The organism is Symbioplanes lichenis (genome assembly GCF_030709675.1).
GTDB classification, from domain to species: domain Bacteria; phylum Actinomycetota; class Actinomycetes; order Mycobacteriales; family Micromonosporaceae; genus Actinoplanes; species Actinoplanes lichenis.
The window spans coordinates 16,692-32,271 of the sequence record NZ_JAUZQD010000014.1; the positions used below are offsets into that span (position 1 = coordinate 16,692).

16 protein-coding genes and 1 pseudogene are annotated in these 15,580 nt (G+C 72.9%); 6 read left to right on the forward strand and 11 right to left on the reverse strand.

Going from position 1 to position 15,580, the window contains the following annotated elements; genetic code table 11:
* Positions 1-3: 3 nt before the first annotated feature.
* The 4 genes from RAN62_RS29810 to RAN62_RS29825 all read right to left on the reverse strand — a co-directional run bounded on the left by RAN62_RS29810 (position 4) and on the right by RAN62_RS29825 (position 5,331).
* Positions 4-2,616 (reverse strand): MGH1-like glycoside hydrolase domain-containing protein, encoded by a 2,613-nt coding sequence (locus RAN62_RS29810; protein WP_305788132.1) that lies wholly within the window; start codon positions 2,614-2,616, stop codon positions 4-6.
* 113 nt (positions 2,617-2,729) lie between these two features.
* Positions 2,730-3,344, reverse strand: coding sequence for a hypothetical protein (locus RAN62_RS29815; RefSeq protein ID WP_305788133.1), 615 nt, complete (start codon positions 3,342-3,344; stop codon positions 2,730-2,732).
* A gap of 74 nt (positions 3,345-3,418) precedes the next feature.
* Positions 3,419-4,105, reverse strand: coding sequence for a response regulator transcription factor (locus tag RAN62_RS29820; RefSeq protein WP_305788134.1), 687 nt, complete (start codon positions 4,103-4,105; stop codon positions 3,419-3,421).
* On the reverse strand, positions 4,102-5,331 hold the full coding sequence (locus tag RAN62_RS29825; RefSeq protein WP_305788135.1) for a sensor histidine kinase: 1,230 nt from the start codon (positions 5,329-5,331) through the stop codon (positions 4,102-4,104). The genes RAN62_RS29820 and RAN62_RS29825 overlap by 4 nt, the downstream gene beginning before the upstream one ends.
* A gap of 198 nt (positions 5,332-5,529) precedes the next feature.
* On the opposite strand from RAN62_RS29825, the gene RAN62_RS29830 reads away from it, so the two are divergent.
* Entirely contained in the window at positions 5,530-5,973 is a 444-nt protein-coding gene (locus tag RAN62_RS29830) for a DUF1707 SHOCT-like domain-containing protein (RefSeq protein ID WP_305788136.1), read from the forward strand.
* A 93-nt stretch (positions 5,974-6,066) separates the two neighbouring features.
* A complete protein-coding gene (locus RAN62_RS29835) occupies positions 6,067-6,903 on the forward strand; it encodes a metal-dependent hydrolase (protein ID WP_305788137.1) in 837 nt (278 codons plus the stop codon).
* Positions 6,904-6,940: 37 nt separating this feature from the next.
* Here RAN62_RS29835 and RAN62_RS29840 read toward each other — a convergent pair whose 3' ends face one another.
* The 3 genes from RAN62_RS29840 to RAN62_RS29850 all read right to left on the reverse strand — a co-directional run bounded on the left by RAN62_RS29840 (position 6,941) and on the right by RAN62_RS29850 (position 9,603).
* Positions 6,941-7,960, reverse strand: a complete 1,020-nt coding sequence (locus RAN62_RS29840; protein WP_305788138.1) for an ATP-binding protein — start codon at positions 7,958-7,960, stop codon at positions 6,941-6,943.
* A 90-nt stretch (positions 7,961-8,050) separates the two neighbouring features.
* Positions 8,051-8,929, reverse strand: a complete 879-nt coding sequence (locus RAN62_RS29845) for an SDR family NAD(P)-dependent oxidoreductase (RefSeq protein ID WP_305788139.1) — start codon at positions 8,927-8,929, stop codon at positions 8,051-8,053.
* Positions 8,930-9,042: 113 nt separating this feature from the next.
* Positions 9,043-9,603, reverse strand: a complete 561-nt coding sequence (locus RAN62_RS29850) for a TetR/AcrR family transcriptional regulator (RefSeq protein WP_305788140.1) — start codon at positions 9,601-9,603, stop codon at positions 9,043-9,045.
* Positions 9,604-9,673: 70 nt separating this feature from the next.
* Between RAN62_RS29850 and RAN62_RS29855 the strand changes: the two genes are divergently transcribed.
* The gene (locus tag RAN62_RS29855) at positions 9,674-10,306 is read left to right on the forward strand and encodes a GNAT family N-acetyltransferase (protein WP_305788141.1); all 633 of its coding nucleotides are present in this window, start codon (positions 9,674-9,676) and stop codon (positions 10,304-10,306) included.
* 37 nt (positions 10,307-10,343) lie between these two features.
* Here the strand turns inward: RAN62_RS29855 and RAN62_RS29860 are convergent, their stop codons facing one another.
* On the reverse strand, positions 10,344-10,538 hold the full coding sequence (locus RAN62_RS29860) for a hypothetical protein (protein ID WP_305788142.1): 195 nt from the start codon (positions 10,536-10,538) through the stop codon (positions 10,344-10,346).
* Between the two features lie 83 nt (positions 10,539-10,621).
* On the opposite strand from RAN62_RS29860, the gene RAN62_RS29865 reads away from it, so the two are divergent.
* Positions 10,622-11,062 (forward strand): MarR family winged helix-turn-helix transcriptional regulator, encoded by a 441-nt coding sequence (locus RAN62_RS29865; protein WP_305788143.1) that lies wholly within the window; start codon positions 10,622-10,624, stop codon positions 11,060-11,062.
* A gap of 126 nt (positions 11,063-11,188) precedes the next feature.
* Complete coding sequence (locus tag RAN62_RS29870) at positions 11,189-11,458, forward strand: hypothetical protein (protein WP_305788144.1); 270 nt, start codon at positions 11,189-11,191, stop codon at positions 11,456-11,458.
* A 158-nt stretch (positions 11,459-11,616) separates the two neighbouring features.
* On the opposite strand, the gene RAN62_RS29875 is transcribed toward RAN62_RS29870, so the two are convergent.
* The gene (locus tag RAN62_RS29875) at positions 11,617-13,593 is read right to left on the reverse strand and encodes an SCO7613 C-terminal domain-containing membrane protein (protein WP_305788145.1); all 1,977 of its coding nucleotides are present in this window, start codon (positions 13,591-13,593) and stop codon (positions 11,617-11,619) included.
* A gap of 215 nt (positions 13,594-13,808) precedes the next feature.
* On the opposite strand from RAN62_RS29875, the pseudogene RAN62_RS29880 reads away from it, so the two are divergent.
* Positions 13,809-14,345, forward strand: a pseudogene (locus RAN62_RS29880) (ATP-binding protein); the annotation flags it as partial.
* Here the strand turns inward: RAN62_RS29880 and RAN62_RS29885 are convergent.
* Both RAN62_RS29885 and RAN62_RS29890 read right to left on the reverse strand, forming a co-directional pair.
* Positions 14,342-14,728, reverse strand: coding sequence for a TIGR03668 family PPOX class F420-dependent oxidoreductase (locus RAN62_RS29885; protein WP_305788146.1), 387 nt, complete (start codon positions 14,726-14,728; stop codon positions 14,342-14,344). The pseudogene RAN62_RS29880 and the gene RAN62_RS29885 sit on opposite strands and share 4 nt — an antisense overlap.
* The gene (locus tag RAN62_RS29890; RefSeq protein ID WP_305788147.1) at positions 14,725-15,558 is read right to left on the reverse strand and encodes an LLM class F420-dependent oxidoreductase; all 834 of its coding nucleotides are present in this window, start codon (positions 15,556-15,558) and stop codon (positions 14,725-14,727) included. Before RAN62_RS29890 ends, RAN62_RS29885 begins: the two co-directional genes overlap by 4 nt.
* Positions 15,559-15,580 lie beyond the last annotated feature (22 nt).

Consider the following 15,580-nt stretch of genomic DNA (forward strand, 5'->3'; position numbering starts at 1 on the left):
CGATCAGCGGTCGTGGAGGGTGAGGATCAGGTCGACGACGAGGGCGGTCCAGCCGGTCTGGTGCCAAGCGCCCAGGCCGGCGCCGTTGTCGCCGTGGAAGTACTCGGGGAAGGCGATCAGGTCCTTCCAGTCGGGGTGGGTCTGGAAGAGTTCGTTCTTGCCGTAGATCGGGCGCCGGCCCCAGGAGTCGGGCACGAAGAGGGCGATCAGGCGGCGGGAGAGGTCGTCGGCGACGCTGGTCAGGGAGCACTTGGTGGTGGCGCCGGTGGGGTACTCGACCATCAGGTCGTCGCCGTAGAAGGCGGCGAACTCGCGGAGGGCCTCGATGAGGAGATAGTTGACGGGCATCCACAAGGGACCGCGCCAGTTGGAGTTGCCGCCGAAGAGGCCGCTCGTGCTTTCCGCGGGTTCGTAGCCGACCGTGAAGTCCTGGCCGCCCAGGGAGACTGCGAAGGGCTTCTCGAGGTGGGCCCGGGACAGGGAGCGGAGGCCGTACGGGGAAAGGAACTCCTCGGGATCGAGCATGCGCGCGAGAATGCGCAGCAGCTGGTCCTGACCCACCATCGACAGCAGGCGCTGCTGGCCGCCGGAGCGGGAGAGGCGCCGCGCGCTGATCACGTCGCCGTAGTCGCCCTGGCTGGCGAGCATCCAGCGCAGCCGGGCCGCCAGCTCCGGGAGCCGGTTGAGCGTGCCCGCGGTCAGGCGGGTGGTCGCGGCGAGGGGGAGCAGGCCGACGATCGAGCGGGCCTTGAGCGGCATCTTGTGGCCGTCGGGCAGGCGCAGGACGTCGTAGAAGAACGAGTCCTCGTCGTCCCAGAGGCCCTGGCGATAGGCGGCCTCGGCGATGTACGCGAAGTGCTCGAAGAACTTCGTCGCCATGTCCTCGTACGTGCGGTCGTGCAGGGCGAGGCGCAGCGAGATGTCGAGCAGGTTGAGGGCGTACATGGCCATCCAGCCCGTGCCGTCGCTCTGCTCGAGGACGCCGGCGACGGGCAGCGCGGCCGAGCGGTCGAAGGGGCCGACGTTGTCGAGTCCGAGGAAGCCGCCCTCGAAGACGTTGTTGCCGCCGACGTCCTTGCGGTTGACCCACCACGTGAAGTTGAGCAGCAGCTTGTGCATGACGCGGGCGAGGAAGTCGTGGTCGCGCCCGCCGTCGATCTCGAAGACCCGCAAAGCAGCCCACGCGTGTACGGGTGGATTGACGTCACCGAACGCCCATTCGTACGCGGGAATCTGGCCGTTGGGGTGCATGTACCACTCGCGGAGCAGCAGCAGGAGCTGTGACTTGGCGAACCCCGGGTCGACGCGCGCGATCGAGACACAGTGGAAGGCGAGGTCCCAGGCGGCGTACCAGGGGTACTCCCACGGGTCCGGCATGGAGATGACGTCGAAGCTGGCCATGTGCCACCAGGCGTTGTTGCGCCCGTAGCGGCGGCCGGGAGGCGGGGGAGCCGAGCCGGGGTCGCCGTGCAGCCACTGCTTGACGTCGAAGTGGTAGAACTGCTTGCCCCACATCAGACCGGCGATGCCCTGCCGCGCGACGGCGGCCTCCTCGGCGGACGCGGCGGCCGGGATCAGATCGGTGAAATAGTCATCAGCCTCGGCCTTTCGCGCGGCCACCACATCGTCGAAATCCGAAAAATCGGGAATGTTCGAAGCGTCGCTCAGCCGGAGCCGGATCGAGCGGCTCTCGCCGGGGCCCAGAGTGACCGCATAGTGCAACGCGCCCTTGGTCCCGACGCCGGCCGGATTGACGGTCGGCGCCCCGGCGATGAGGTGGTCATTGATCCCGTCCTTGGGGAACAGGCTCGTGCCCGGCAGGCCCCACAGCCGCTGCGAGTTCGTCTCGTTGTCGCACATCAGCGCGGGCGGCGATCCCTCGCCCTGCAGCGACAGACCGTCGAGGCTCCGGTGCTCGCCGACGATGCGGCCCGGCGACCCGGTGAGCTTCGGCACCGTGCGCCCGGGCAGGCCCCACGACCACGTGTTGCGGAACCAGAGCGTGGGCAGGACGTGCAGCGTCGCCTCGTCGGGACCGCGGTTGGAGACGGTGACGACCATGCACATGTCGCGCGGGCCGGCCTTGGCGTAGTCGACGGTCACCACCCAGAACCGGTCGTCGTCGAACACGCCGGTGTCGGCCAGCTCGAACTCCGGCTCGTCGCGCGAGCGCCGGCCGTTGACCGCGACCAGTTCGTCGTACGGGAAAGGGGCCTGGGGGTAGTGATAGCGCCACGTCATCCAGCTGTGCGTGGGCGTCGAGTCCTGGTACCACCAGTACTCCTTGGCGTCCTCGCCGTGGTTGCCGCCGTCGCCGCCGAGCCCGAACATCCGCTCCTTGAGGATCGGGTCGCGCCCGTTCCACAGGGCCAGGGCGAAGCAGAAGGTCTGCCGGTCGTCGCACACGCCGGCCATGCCGTCGTCGTTCCACCGGTACGCCCGGGAGCGCGCGTGGTCGTGCGGGAAGTAGTCCCACGCCGTGCCGTGCTCGCTGTAGTCCTCGCGGACGGTGCCCCAGGCTCGCTCGGCCAGGTAGGGCCCCCAGGCGCGCCACGGCTGCTCGCCCGAGTCCGCCTGCGCCAGGCGCTCGCGCTCCGCCACGCCGCCCCTCCTCATGTCCGTCTTTCAACTCTAACGGAAAGGCGACCGCAGTGATCCACTTCAAGGCCCGCGCACGTTCAAGGCCCGCGCACGGGATTCCGTGCGCGGGCGGGGGTGGCCCCGAGGGGTCAGCGCTTGGCGGAGATGGTGACGGCCGTGCCGCCGGTGGTGGTGCCGGTGCCGGTCAGGCCGACCGTGGCGCCGATCGGGAGGTTGGCCAGCGACACCTTGGCCCCGTTGACTGTGACCGTGGCCTTGGGGTCGACGTTCAGCTTGACGGTGGCGCCCGAGGTGGTGTTCACCGTCACGGTGCCCTTGGCGGCGTCGACGGCGGAGACCGTGCCGGAGAGGTTGAGCGACCAGCGGGACAGCGCGGCCACGAGCTTGGCCGACCGGACGCCGCCGGTGGCGGTGCCGGTGACCACGACGGTGGCGCCCGGGGGCAGGGCGGTCAGCGCGACCTTGCGGCCGTCGAGCGAGACCGCCGCCTTGGCGTCGACCGGGATCACCGAGGTGGCGCCGGTGGGCAGCTTCACCGTGACGGTCGTGGTGGTGACGGCGGCGACGGAGCCCGCGGAGACGAAGGGCAGGGCGACGTTGGCGTCGACCTTGACGCTGGTGCCGCCGTCGACGTTCACGCCGGCGGTGGCGGTGGCTGCCATCGCAGGGCCGGCCGCGGCGAGCCCGGTCAGGGCGATCCCGGCAACGGCGGTGACGACGGCGGCACGGTGACGCAGGCGCATTCAGGGTCTCCTTCAGCGTTTCTTCCGGTGAGGTGACCCCAGCAATCGGTAACCGCTTTGTAACTCTGAGTGTTTCAGCTGAGCCAGCCCGGGCGGATCAGGCCGGCCTCGTACGCGAGCACGACCAGTTGCGCCCGGTCACGCGCCCCGGCCTTGAGCATCGTGCGGCTGACGTGCGTCTTCGCGGTGGCCGGGCTGATCACCAGGCGGGCGGCGATCTCGTCGTTCGTCAGACCCTCGCCGACCAGGACCAGCACCTCCCGCTCGCGCTCGGTCAGCGGGGCGAGCCGCCGCTCGGCCTCCTCCGGGGGCGCTGCCGTCCGCCCGCGCCCGCCCGGCCCCGCGAACTCCCCGATCACCCGCCGGGTCACGCTCGGCGACAGCAGCGCGTCCCCGGCCGCCACCGCGCGCACGGCCCGGATCAGGTCGACCGGCTCGGTGTCCTTGACCAGGAAGCCCGAGGCGCCCGTACGCAGCGCCTCGAACACGTACTCGTCCAGCTCGAACGTCGTCAGGATCACCACCCGGGTCCCGGCCAGCGTCGGCTCGGCGGCGATCCGGCGCGTGGCCTCGAGCCCGTCGACCCCGGGCATGCGGATGTCCATGAGGACGACGTCCGGCCGCGTGGCGAGCGCCACCCGCACCGCCTCGAGCCCGTCGCCCGCCTCGCCGACCACCTCCAGGTCGGGCTCCGCCCCGAGCAGCGCCCGGAAGCCCGCCCGCACCAGCACCTGGTCGTCGGCCAGCAGCACCTTGATCACGACTGCTCCCCGTCGGTCGGCAGCACGGCCTCCACCAGATAGCCCCCGTCGTCGAGCGGTCCCGCCGTCAGCTTCCCGCCCAGCGTCTCCGCCCGCGCCTTCATCCCCGCGATGCCGCTGCCCTCCTCCGCCGTCCCGGCGATGCCCCTGCTTTTCTCCGCCTCGCCGCCGGTCTCCGCCGCCGCCGGCGCTTCGTTGCGAATCGCCAGGCCGAGCACCCCGGGCCGGTAGTCGATCGTCACCGTCGTCGCCGCCGCCCCCGCGTGCCGCCGGACATTGGTGAGAGCCTCCTGCACGATCCGGTAGGCCGCCCGATCCACCTCGGCGGGCAGCTCCCGGCGCGGGCCCGTCACCGTGGTGGTCACCGTGAGCCCCGTGCCCGCGGTCAGGTCCTCCAGCCGGTCGAGCCCGAGCGCCGGCTGCCGGGGCGCCGCCTCCTCCTCGGGCCGCAGCGCGCCGAGCACCGAACGGACCTCGCGCAGCGCCTCCGAGCTGGCCGTCTTGATCGCGCTGAGCGCCTCGCGGGCCTGCTCGGGGCGGCTGTCCATGAGGTGCAGCCCGACCCCCGCCTGCACGTTGATCAGCGACAGGTGATGTCCCAGCACGTCGTGCAGCTCGCGCGCGATGCGCAGCCGCTCGTCCGAGGCCTGCCGGCGCTCCTGCTCCTGCCGGGCGCGCTTCTGCTCGGCCTGCGCCCGCGCCTGCTCCGCCTGATAGGCCGCCCGGCTGCGCGAGCCGTTGCCGAACACCAGCGCCAGGACCACGGCGACCCCGGTCAGCACCGCCTCGCGCAGACCGATCCGGGCTTCGGCGGGCACGCCCAGCCGGGCGGCGAAGGTCCAGGTCACCATGACCCACACGAGCCAGCCCGCCGCCGCGACCGGGAGCGCCGGCCGGCCCCGCCCGATCTTGGCCGCGTGGAAGAGGGCGATCATCGGCGCGACCGCGAAGGTCCAGTGCGGCTCGGTCGTCGTGGCGTAGCCGATGCTCGCCGCCGCGGCGACGGCCAGCACCACGAGCGGCGCCCGCCGCCGGAACACCAGGGCCAGCGGCCCGATCACGAGCAGGGCCGCGGCGATCAGGTGCAGCGGCGGGTCGTGGGCCAGCGCCTCACGCATGTTGCCGAACCCGTGGAAGCCCAGCGCCATGACCGCCGCGAACCCGACGGGGGGCTCCCGGTGCTGCTGGCGCCGGCCCTCGGGCGGCTGCCACGAGTGGTCGCGCATGCCCCGACGCTACGGCACCCGGCGGGGCGGGACATCCGACCACGGGGAGACGCGGGACGGCCCTCGCGTACGACCGGGGGAGTACGCCCGGGGTGTCACGTGCGCCCCGGGTGGACGTACCGGATGGGCCCCGGGGGCGACGCCAAGCGCGGGCGATCGGCGGACGCTGGGACGCAGCCGAAGAAGAAGGAGCACGTCATGACCGCACCGAATCCGTCCGGCCCGGCCCGGATGCGGACCTCCGACACCGAGCGCGAGCAGATCGCGGCCATCCTGCGCGCGGCGATGGCCGAGGGGCGGCTCACCCTGGAGGAGGGGGAGGAGCGCCTGGGCGTCGTCTACGCGGCCAAGTTCCGCGACGAGCTCGCCCCGCTGACCGCCGACCTGCCGCACGGTGGCCGCGACGCCCTCGCCCGCACCCCCGAGGCGCGCGCCATGATCCGCCGGGAGACGGGCGGGCGCTTCGCGTTCATTGTGGTGCTCGGCGCCGTCCTCACCGGCCTGTGGTTCCTCTCCGGCGCGCACTTCTTCTGGCCGGCGATCCCGCTCGCGTTCCTGGTCCTGGGCACGATGAAGCACGCCCGGCACGCGCACCATCCTCATTGGCACTCCTCCGCGCGTCCGCGATCCAGCTGGGAGTGATCTTCATAACTACCCCGTAGCGGTGGCGGTCGTTGCCCGCCTTGCCCCCTGATGCGACAGTGGGCGTCCTCTGCGAAAGGGTGGGCAACGACGATGATGGGTCCGTCCCACGCGCTCTCGGGCGCGGCGGTCTGGCTGGCGGGCAGCTGGGCCCTGGACTTCTTCGCCGGGTACGAGCAGAGCCCGCTGGCCGTAGGCATCGGCGCCACGGTCTGCGCCGGCGGGGCTCTGCTGCCCGACCTGGACCTGTCCGGAAAGGTCACCCGCAACCAGGGCGGCGCCACGGTGGCCCGGACCTTCGGCGTCTTCTCCCTCTTCCTCGCCGAGGTGGTCGAGAAGATCTCGCTCGGCGTCTACACCGCCACGAAACTCAGCCGCGACCCCCGCCGCAACAACGGGCACCGGACGTTCACCCACACGCTGCCCTTCGCGGCGCTGGTCGGGTGGGGGACCACGGCGCTGGCCACCGCGTACGGGAAATGGGCTTTGCTCGGCATCGTCTTCTTCATGGCCGGCCTGGCGCTGCGCGGGCTCTTCGACGAGTGGGCCGAGCGGGCCGGCTGGGTCATCGTCACCGTCTCGGCCGCCGCCATCGCCTGGTTCACGGCCGCCAACCTGCCGGGCGACCGGGGCTATCCGATGCTGGGCTTCGCGGTGGCGGTCGGCTGCGTGGTCCACCTCTTCGGCGACATGATCACGAAGAACGGCGTACCCATTCTGTGGCCGATTCCGATCAACCGGCGCATGTGGCGGATGATCGGCATCCCGAACAGCATCGCGGTCAAGGTGGGCGGCAAGACGGAGACCGTGGTGCTGCGGACGATCTTCACGGTGGTGGCGGTGCTGTCGATCGCCGGAATGTTCGCGCCGCACGTGCTGCACCAGCTCAACCTCGACGTGTGGGCCGGCGACTCTTCCGAGGGGCCCTGACCGTCGGTTCTCGTTCGGCGGCTGTGGGCGGGTGCGGTCAGGACGGTCCGGCCGGGCGGCGGCTGCGGCGGGCGAAGGCGGCGGCGCGGGTGTGGGCGGTCTCGGCGCGGGCGAGGGCTCCGCTGTGGAGGCGGGGGCGGGTGTTGGCGGTGGCGGCCCGTACGGTGAAGGTCTCGCCGGTGCGCCACATGCCGATGTCGTCGCAGGCCTGCCGGGCCAGCCACAGGCCGATGCCGGTGCGGCGCGCGTCGGGACTCGGCCGGTAACCCGCGTCCGGCGCCGGGCGCCCGGCCCCGCCGTCGGTGACCCGGCATTCGACCGCCGCCGCCGTCACCCACAGGGTCAGGCCGACCGGCGGGGCGCCGTGGCGATAGCTGTTCGTGAGCAGCTCGTTGACGGCGGCGACGAAGTCGGTCCGGACCAGCGTCGCGACGTCGGCGAGACAGGCTGTGAGCTGCCGGCGGATGCTGCCCAGGTCGGTGATGGAGGCCGAGCCGGTGATCCGCAGCCTCGGCTCGACCGCCGGCACGGGCGGCGGCCGGTCGGGCGCGAGCTGCCGGAGCACCGCCCCGGGATCGGCGTGACCCGCCTCCGCCACCGGGCCCGCGACGGTGAGCCGGTGCGGGTGGCTGCGGCGCACGGCGGCCAGCAGCGGCGCGGGCGTGTCGGCCGGGTACGCGCACACCACCGTGATGCCGCTTCCCGGCAACGTCAGGTCCAGGGCCGCCTCGAAGTGCGCGGCCCGCTCCCAGGCGGCCCGGTCGTGGCCGTGGTCGGCCTCCCCGATGACCACGGCGCCGGGGGCCACGCCGCCGAGCCGGTGATAGGCGGCTACCGCGGCGGCCGGCCGGGTGTGGGCGTCCAGCCGGTCCACCGGGCCCGGGGCGCCCTGGCGTTCGCCCGCCGCCTCGAGCAGGTCCGCGAGGGGCGCGCGGTGCTCGGGGCGGCAGGCGAGCACGACCGGGCCGGCCGGGACGGGGCGGGCGGCGGCCACCTGGGTGAGCAGGTCGTCGACGTCCTGATAGATCAGCGCGACGTGCTGGGCGGGGTCGCTCATGCTCACCACTCTGGAACCGTTGCTGGAGCGATCACACTACCCCCGCCGGACCCCGCCGAATCGTCCCGACTGTGCGGGTTGCCCCGGCTTCTACGCGGCGTCGATCAGCTTGGTGATGTCGCTCAGGTCGGCGTCGCTGCCGTAGTCCGCGGCGGCGCTCACCCTGCGCCAGGCGCGGGTCTCGGCGAGCCACCGTTCCGCGGCGGGCTCGGTGACTCCGGCGGCGTCCGAGCCCAGCAGCAGCCGTTGCGGCGGGTCGGGCAGCTCGGCCACGCGGAGCAGGATGCGCGCGGCGCGGTCCGGGTCGCCGGGCTGCTTGCCGTCGGACTGCTTGCGGTAGGCGTGCATCGCCCCGACCGACGCCGCGTAGTCGGGACCGACCTCGGCGATGTCCATCGAGGCGCCGCCCCAGTCGGTGCGGAAGCCGCCCGGCTCGACGATCACCGTGCGTACCCCGAAGGGTGCCGTCTCGGCCGCGACGACCAGCGAGAAGCCCTCGACCCCGAACTTCGCCGCCTGGTAGGCGCCCAGCCCCGGCGACCCGCCGACCCGGCCGCCGACCGACGAGATCTGCAGGAACAGCCCCGACCGCTGCCGGCGGAACACGGGCAGCGCGGCCGTGGTGACGTTGACGACACCGAACAGGTTGGCCTCGATCTGGGCCCGGAACACGTCGGCCGGCATCTCCTCGACGGGGGCGCTGTCCGCGTAGCCGGCGTTGTTGACGACGACGTCGAGACGGCCGAACTCGGTCACGGCCGTCGCCACGGCCCGGTCGGCGGCGGCGCGGTCGGTGACGTCGAGGGGTACGGTGCGGACGCGGTCCGCGTACCGCCGGGTCAGGGTTGTCAGGTCCTCGGGACGCCGCGCCGTCGCGATCAGCATGTGGCCGGCGGGGTCGGCGAGGACGGCTTCGGCGAGCGAACGGCCGAGGCCGCGGGATGCGCCGGTGATGAGCCAGGTGCTCATGGAGATCCCCTCAATTCGGGCGGTTTGCGACCGCTGGGTGGGCGGTCTTCGCGACCGCTGGGTGGGCGGTCTTCGCGACCGCCGGGTGGGCGTTCTTCGCGGCCGCTGGGTGGTCAGGTGGTGAGGCGGCGGACGGCTTCGACGACTGCCGCGCGGTGGCCGGCGATCGTGGCGCGGGGCATCGCGGTGGCGCTGCCGGGGAGCCAGGCGCTGGCCAGCGCGAGCGTGAAGACCAGCAGATCGTCGGGGGAGAAGCTGCCGGGCACGGCCCCGCGGCGCTGGGCGTCGGCGACCAGGGCGGCGTTGACCTCGAGGGACTCGTTGAGCTCGGCCGGGTTGCGCTGCTCGGCGCCGGACTCGAGCCGGTGCCAGGTGGCGAGCTTGAGCTGGTGCGGGTGCGCGATCAGGTAGTCGAAGAGGCGCCCGGCGTAGCCCGGCAGATCGTCCGCGGTGAACGGCACCGCGGCGAGCAGGCGCCCGACATGGGTGTCGAGGACCGTGCCGAACAGCTGCTCCTTGTTGCCGAAGTACGCATAGACCAGCGACTTGTTGGCCCGGGCGGCCGCGGCGATGCGGTCGACGCGGGCCCCGGCGATGCCGAAGGTCGCGAACTCGTCCGTGGCGGCGGCCAGGATCCGGGCCTTCGTCGCCGTGGCGTCCCGCGCGTTGCTCATGCCGCCACGGTATCTAACTAACTAGTTGGTTGCGTCATGTTCCACGTCACACCGGTAGGCTCCGGCGACTGTGGACATCGCTGACATGATCATGGCGTGGGGCCGCGGCTGGGCCGTCTCGCGCGGGGTGCCGCCGCCGGTCGAGGTGCCCGGCGGGTTCCGGGCCGAGGTGGGGCTTCCGCACCATCGGGTACGTCACGTCCTGCACACGTGGTCGGCCGAGTCACTGCACGCTCTGGTGTTGCCGGACTCTGCCCCGGGCGCCTGGGTGAAGGTGGTCGGCAGTCGCGACGATCTGCGCGCCGCCTTGCCCGCGCCCTGGACGACGGCCGCCGACGGGTGGCTCATGAGTACCGAGTTCACCGTGGAGCCCGGCCGGCCCGTGGCGCCGTACCGGACAGAAGTGACCGAAAGCGGCGGGACCGTCACCGCGGTGGCTCGCGACGCGGACGGCACCCCGGCCGCCTGGGCTCATCTGGCGCGCGCGGGCGCCGTCGGCGTGGTGGACCGGGTGGAGACCGCGCCGGAGCATCGCCGGCGGGGCCTGGGCAGCGCGGTCATGCGGGCGCTGGGCCGCCATGCCGTGGAAAGCGGGATGGCGACCGGGGTGCTCGTCGCAACGAAGGACGGGTGCGGGCTCTACCGGGCGCTCGGGTGGGAGGTGCGGGCCGGGATCGCCGCGGCGTGGGTCCCGGCGGGCTGAGCAGCGCTCATCAGCGGCGGCGGGCTGAGTGGCTTCGTCAGCGGCGGCGGGCGGCCTGGCGGGCGGCCTTCTGCGCGCGGGAGTACGCCTTGCGCTCCTCGAGATCGCGCTTCCAGCCGTCGCGGGCCTCCTGGGTGACGCCCTCGACCGCGCCCTGCACGGCGGCCGGGCCGGCCCAGTACTTGTAGATCCAGTTCCAGAGGGCGCCGCCCTCGCGCGGGTCCTTCGCCATCGTGCCGCTCCTTCGTTGCCCGGCCAATTGTTGGTGCCCCAACCATTGGTAGACTAACAACTTCCCCGGAGGAGAGCCAAGACATGGGTGACACGATCGACACCGACCCCCTCGAGCTCGAGCAACAGGTCTGCTTCGCGCTGTCGGTGGCGGCCCGCAGCGTGGTGGCCGTCTACAAGCCGCTGCTCGAGCCGATGGGCCTGACGCATCCGCAATATCTGGTGATGCTGGCGCTGTGGCAGCACGCGCCGCTGTCCGTACGCGAGCTGAGCGGTCTGCTGCAGCTCGACCCGGGCACCCTGTCACCCCTGCTCAAGCGGCTGGAGTCGATCGGTTACCTGCGCCGCGAGCGGGACCGCGCCGACGAGCGCAGCCTGGCCGTCACCCTCACCGAGCGGGGTCGCGACCTGCGCGCCGAGGCCCTCAAGATCCCGCCCGCCGTGGTCGAGCGGCTCGGCCTGCCGATCGAGGAGCTGCAGACCCTGCACGCCGCGCTCACCCGCGTCATCGCAGCAGCGAAATAGGCCGCGGGCAGGACCTTTGACGATCATTCACCGGTACGGGGTCACGGCGCGCACGTGACGAGTTTGGCGGGCGGCCCCGCGGGGCAACATCCGCGCGCCACCAACGGTACACAGGGGAGCGCCACCATGGTCGAGCCGCACGTCAGCCTGGATCCCGCCCAGCTCAGCCCGGTCGAGGCGAAGCTGCAGGGCCCGCTCGAGGACCAGCTCACCTCCGCCCTCAAGCACGCCGCGGACAAGGTCTCCCACGACTACGCCGGCGAGCCCGTCGAGGCCGTGACGACCGAGCTGCTCGACGAGACGAAGGCCGGGCTGCACCCGGACATCGCCGACGGCTTCGTGCCCGACCAGCGCGACCTGCGCCGGGTGGCCGAGGCCATCGTCCGCGAGAACTGAGCCGCGAGCTTCGGTCCGCCAGGACTGAGCCGCGAGCTCTGAGCTTCAGTACGCCGGCCGTCGTGCTGCTCGCACGGCGGCCCTCGCGTGTCCCAGCTCACGCGCGCGGCGTCACCCCATCCGCGTGATCGCGGCGCGTGCCGCGGTGGAGTCCGGTGTCACCCCATCCGCGTGATCGCGGCGCGCACACGGTCGAGGTCGCGGCGGCGGCGTTCCAGGGTGACGGCCAGGGCGACCAGGAGCAGCCCCGCCGCCGCGAGCGGGATCCAGCGCGGCAGCAGATCCCACACCAGCACCACCTCGTGCAACGCGACGATCATCAGCGTGACGCCGCCCGCGACGACCGGCGCCCGCAGTCGCGTCCGCGTGCCGGCCACGGTGACGGCCAGCGCGCCGAGCCCGAGGGCCAGCCGGCGCACCGGGGCACCCTCGATGACGAGCACGGTCATCAAGGTGGGGAGGAGTGCCAGGACGAGCGCCGGACCGTACGCGGTCCAACTCGTCGTCCCCGGCTGCCGGCGCCGCAGGAACCAGCCGGCGGCACCCGCCGAGACCGCGACCGGCAGCAGGGCCAGCCGCACGGCCTCCGCGTCGACGGCGACCCAGGAGGCGTGCACCAGCAGGGCGTAGGCGACGACACGGTTGCGCCGCAGCGCCAGGGCGCCGGTAGCCACGAGTACGTCGCACAGGACGGGCGTCCACCACGGCCAGCCGAACGCGGCCGGTGCCGTGAGGGCTACCAGGGCTGCTCCCGTCAGGGCTACCTCCACCCGCCACGGGAGAAGGGCGGCGACACCGGCTGTGACGAGCGCCAGCACGACCACGACGCGCCAGTCCGGGCCCAGCATGGCGGGGAGTTGTCCGAGAGTGGTCACGGCCAGGGCGGCCAGGGCGCCGATGCGGGCGCCTCGGGTTCCGGGGGCTGCCGGGCGTACCCGGGAAAGCAGCGCGACCGCCGCGGCCAGGAGCGTCACGACCAGCGCGACCAGCACCGGAGCGGGATGGTCGCCGCCCGCGACATGGGCCAGACGGCCCGCGCCGATCGCGAGCGCGACGACCAGCAGGCCGGCGGCGACCTCGCGCAGCGGCGCCACCCGCGACTGGACGGCGCCCGCCAGGATCACCAGCGCCCCGGCCAGCAGCGCGCCCGCCGCGACCGACGCCGCACTTACCGACGTGGCCGTCGCCTCCGCCACCAGCGCGGCCGCCAGGGCCACGAACGCGGCGAACGCACCCAGCGCGTAGGTCACCAGAGCAGTCGGCTCGGCGGGACGCTTGTGCAGGCGGACCACCACCAGGTCCGCGGCGGCGAGCGCGATCATTGTGTACGCCCACCCCGCCGCACTGGGAGACAACGGCGACACGATCAAAGGCAGCACCGGCTGGGCGACTACGAGTGCGGCGAACCGGGGGCCGGCCAGGTCGGTGAGGTGGGCGTACCCGAAGGCGACCGCGGCCGTGACCGCGCAGACCGCACCGGCGTAGCCCGCGGGCTCGGTCAGAGGGAAGAGCCGGAGGTGCCACGCGGCGTACCCGTCGAGCAGAAGCAGCAGCAAGCCGACCGCGGCGAAGGTCTCCGCCGTCCCGCGCAACCGCCGCCGCACCGCCACAACCGGCGCCGCTAGCGCGACGACGGTGCCCACGCCGAGCACGGTGACCCGGCCCCGCAGCCCGAACTGCGACCACGCCACGGCCGTGAACACGATCGCGGCGACCGCCAGGAGTACGCCGCCGAGCAGGAACAGTGTGTTCTGCATGACCCGCGTCGACGCCTCGGCCGCCGCCGACGTCACGAACCCGGCCGACCGCTCACCCGCCGCCGTGGTCACCGGCGCGGTCATCGCGGGCGCCTTGGGCGCGGCGCCGGCGGCGGCGGACATGGCCGCCCGAACCCGGGCCGCCGCGGTCTCGCGCTCCTGCCAGGCCCGCCGCAGCGCCTCGTCGGTGCTGCCGACCGCCGAGCGCGCCATCGCGAGCGCGGCCTGCGCGGCAGTGAGCCGGGCGGTCAACGCGGGAATCTCGCCGTCCAGCCGGACGACCCGGGCGGCGTCGGCATCGGGAGCGCGGCCGCAGCCGGAACACCCGGCGACGGTGGAAGCCTCGGCGCGGCAGAACGGGCAGGGGTACGTGGTCACGCCGTCGATCCTCGCGGCGGCGGGGGTGCCCGCTCCTGAGTCGTCGTACTCAGACCGCTCGGGTAGGCGCCCTGGGTATCCCCGCCCACGCGGCACGAAAGTGCGTCGCAGATGTAAAGGCAAGTGCTCGCAAAACGAAAGGCTGAGCGTCGCAGATGTAAAGGCCGAGGCTCGCGGAATGAAAATTTGACGTAGGATCGACCCGTGATCAGGCGTCCGACCTGGCCCTGAGCCGGCCGACCATCGCCCGATACCTGCAGCTGCTGGACGAGGTCTTCCTGATCAAGCAGATTCCCGGCTGGTCGCGCAACCTCGGGACCCGGGCGACGCAAGCGGCGAAGCTGATCTTCGTCGACTCGGGCATCGCCGCTCAGCAGCTGGCCCTCGATGCCCACGCGTTGTTGCGGCCGGGGGCGCCCTTCGGGCAGCTGCTGGAGGGCTTCGTCCTGTCCGAGCTGGCCCGTCAGCTGACGTGGTCGGACCACCTCGCCGAGCTGCACCACTATCGCGATCACAACAAGGTGGAGGTGGACGCGGTGCTCGAGGATCGGGCCGGTCAGGTCGTCGGCATCGAGGTCAAGGCGTCCTCCACCGTGCGCAGCGACGACTTCCGGGGATTGCGGCGACTGGAGGAACGGCTCGGTGACGACTTCCGGGTCGGCATCGTGCTGTACACCGGGAGCAGCACCCTGCCCTTCGGGGAACGGTTGCGGGCTGTGCCGGTGAGTGCGCTGTGGCAGGTGGGAAGCTAGGGCTCGGCCGACCAGGCTTGCCAGCGGGTGACGGCGATGCGGAGGAAGGGGCCGGGCGGCGGGGTGGTCGCGTACTGGGGGTAGCGGGCGAGCAGCTCCGGGGCGGACTCGTCGGTGATCGTGGCGAGGCCGTCGGCGCGGACCCACCAGAGGGTGGACCAGTCGTCGTCGTAGTGGTCGGCGAGGACGCTGACGCGGGGCTCGTGGGCGATGTTGGTGAGGCGCCGCAGGGCGCGGTGGCGCTTGGGCTTGCCGTCGACGGCGGTGTGGATCGTGTCGCCCACCAGGGCGAAGACGATGGGAACCAGGTGCGGGGCGCCGTCCGGGGTGACCGTGGCGAGGCGGGCCGAGCGGGCGGTGGCGAAGCGGTCGGCGGGGGTCATCGGCCGGTGAACTCGCCGATCGCGCGCTCCCAGCGGTCGAGGGCCGGCTCGACGACGGACCACGGGCCGGACGGCAGCCACGCCGAGGCGCGGTGGACGCCGGCGTTCTCGAGCTGCTCGAGCACCTTCGGGTCGGACGGCACGCTGAGCAACTGCACCTGCAGCGGGCGCTCGGCGCGGGCGCGCAGCTCGGCGATCCGGTCGAACAGCGCCGGGTTCCGCGTGTAGTTGGGGAACCATCCGTCACCGTACTCGAGGACGCGGTCGAGCACGGTCGGGCCGTCCCCGCCGACGAGCACCGGAGGGTACGGGCGCTGGGCCGGCTTGGGCCACGACCAGATGCGCTCGAAGTTGACGAACTCGCCGGCGAACGAGGCTTCGCTCTCGGTCCAGATCGCCTGCATCGCCCGGACGCGCTCGCTCAGCAGCCGCATCCGCGTGCGTGGGTCGGTGCCGTGGTTGACCATCTCCTCCCTGTTCCAGCCGGCGCCCACTCCGAACTCCAGCCGCCCGCCGGACAGATGATCGACCGACGCGACCTCCTTGGCCGTCGTGATCGGGTCCCGCTCGACGACCAGGCACACCCCGCTGCCGACCCGCAACCGCGACGTCGCGGCGGCCGCGTCGGTGAGGGCCACGAAGAGGTCGTACGTGTGCCAGTACTTCCGGGGCAGCTCGCCGCCCGCGCCGTAGGGCGTCGCGCGGCTCGCCGGGATGTGCGTGTGCTCCGCGAAGAACAGGGCGCCCAGCCCCCGCTCCTCGACCCGGCGCGCGATCTCGCCGGGTCGCACGCCGTCATGGGTGGGAAAGTAGCCGGCACCGAACTCCATGCCGCCGAGTCTTTCACGCCGC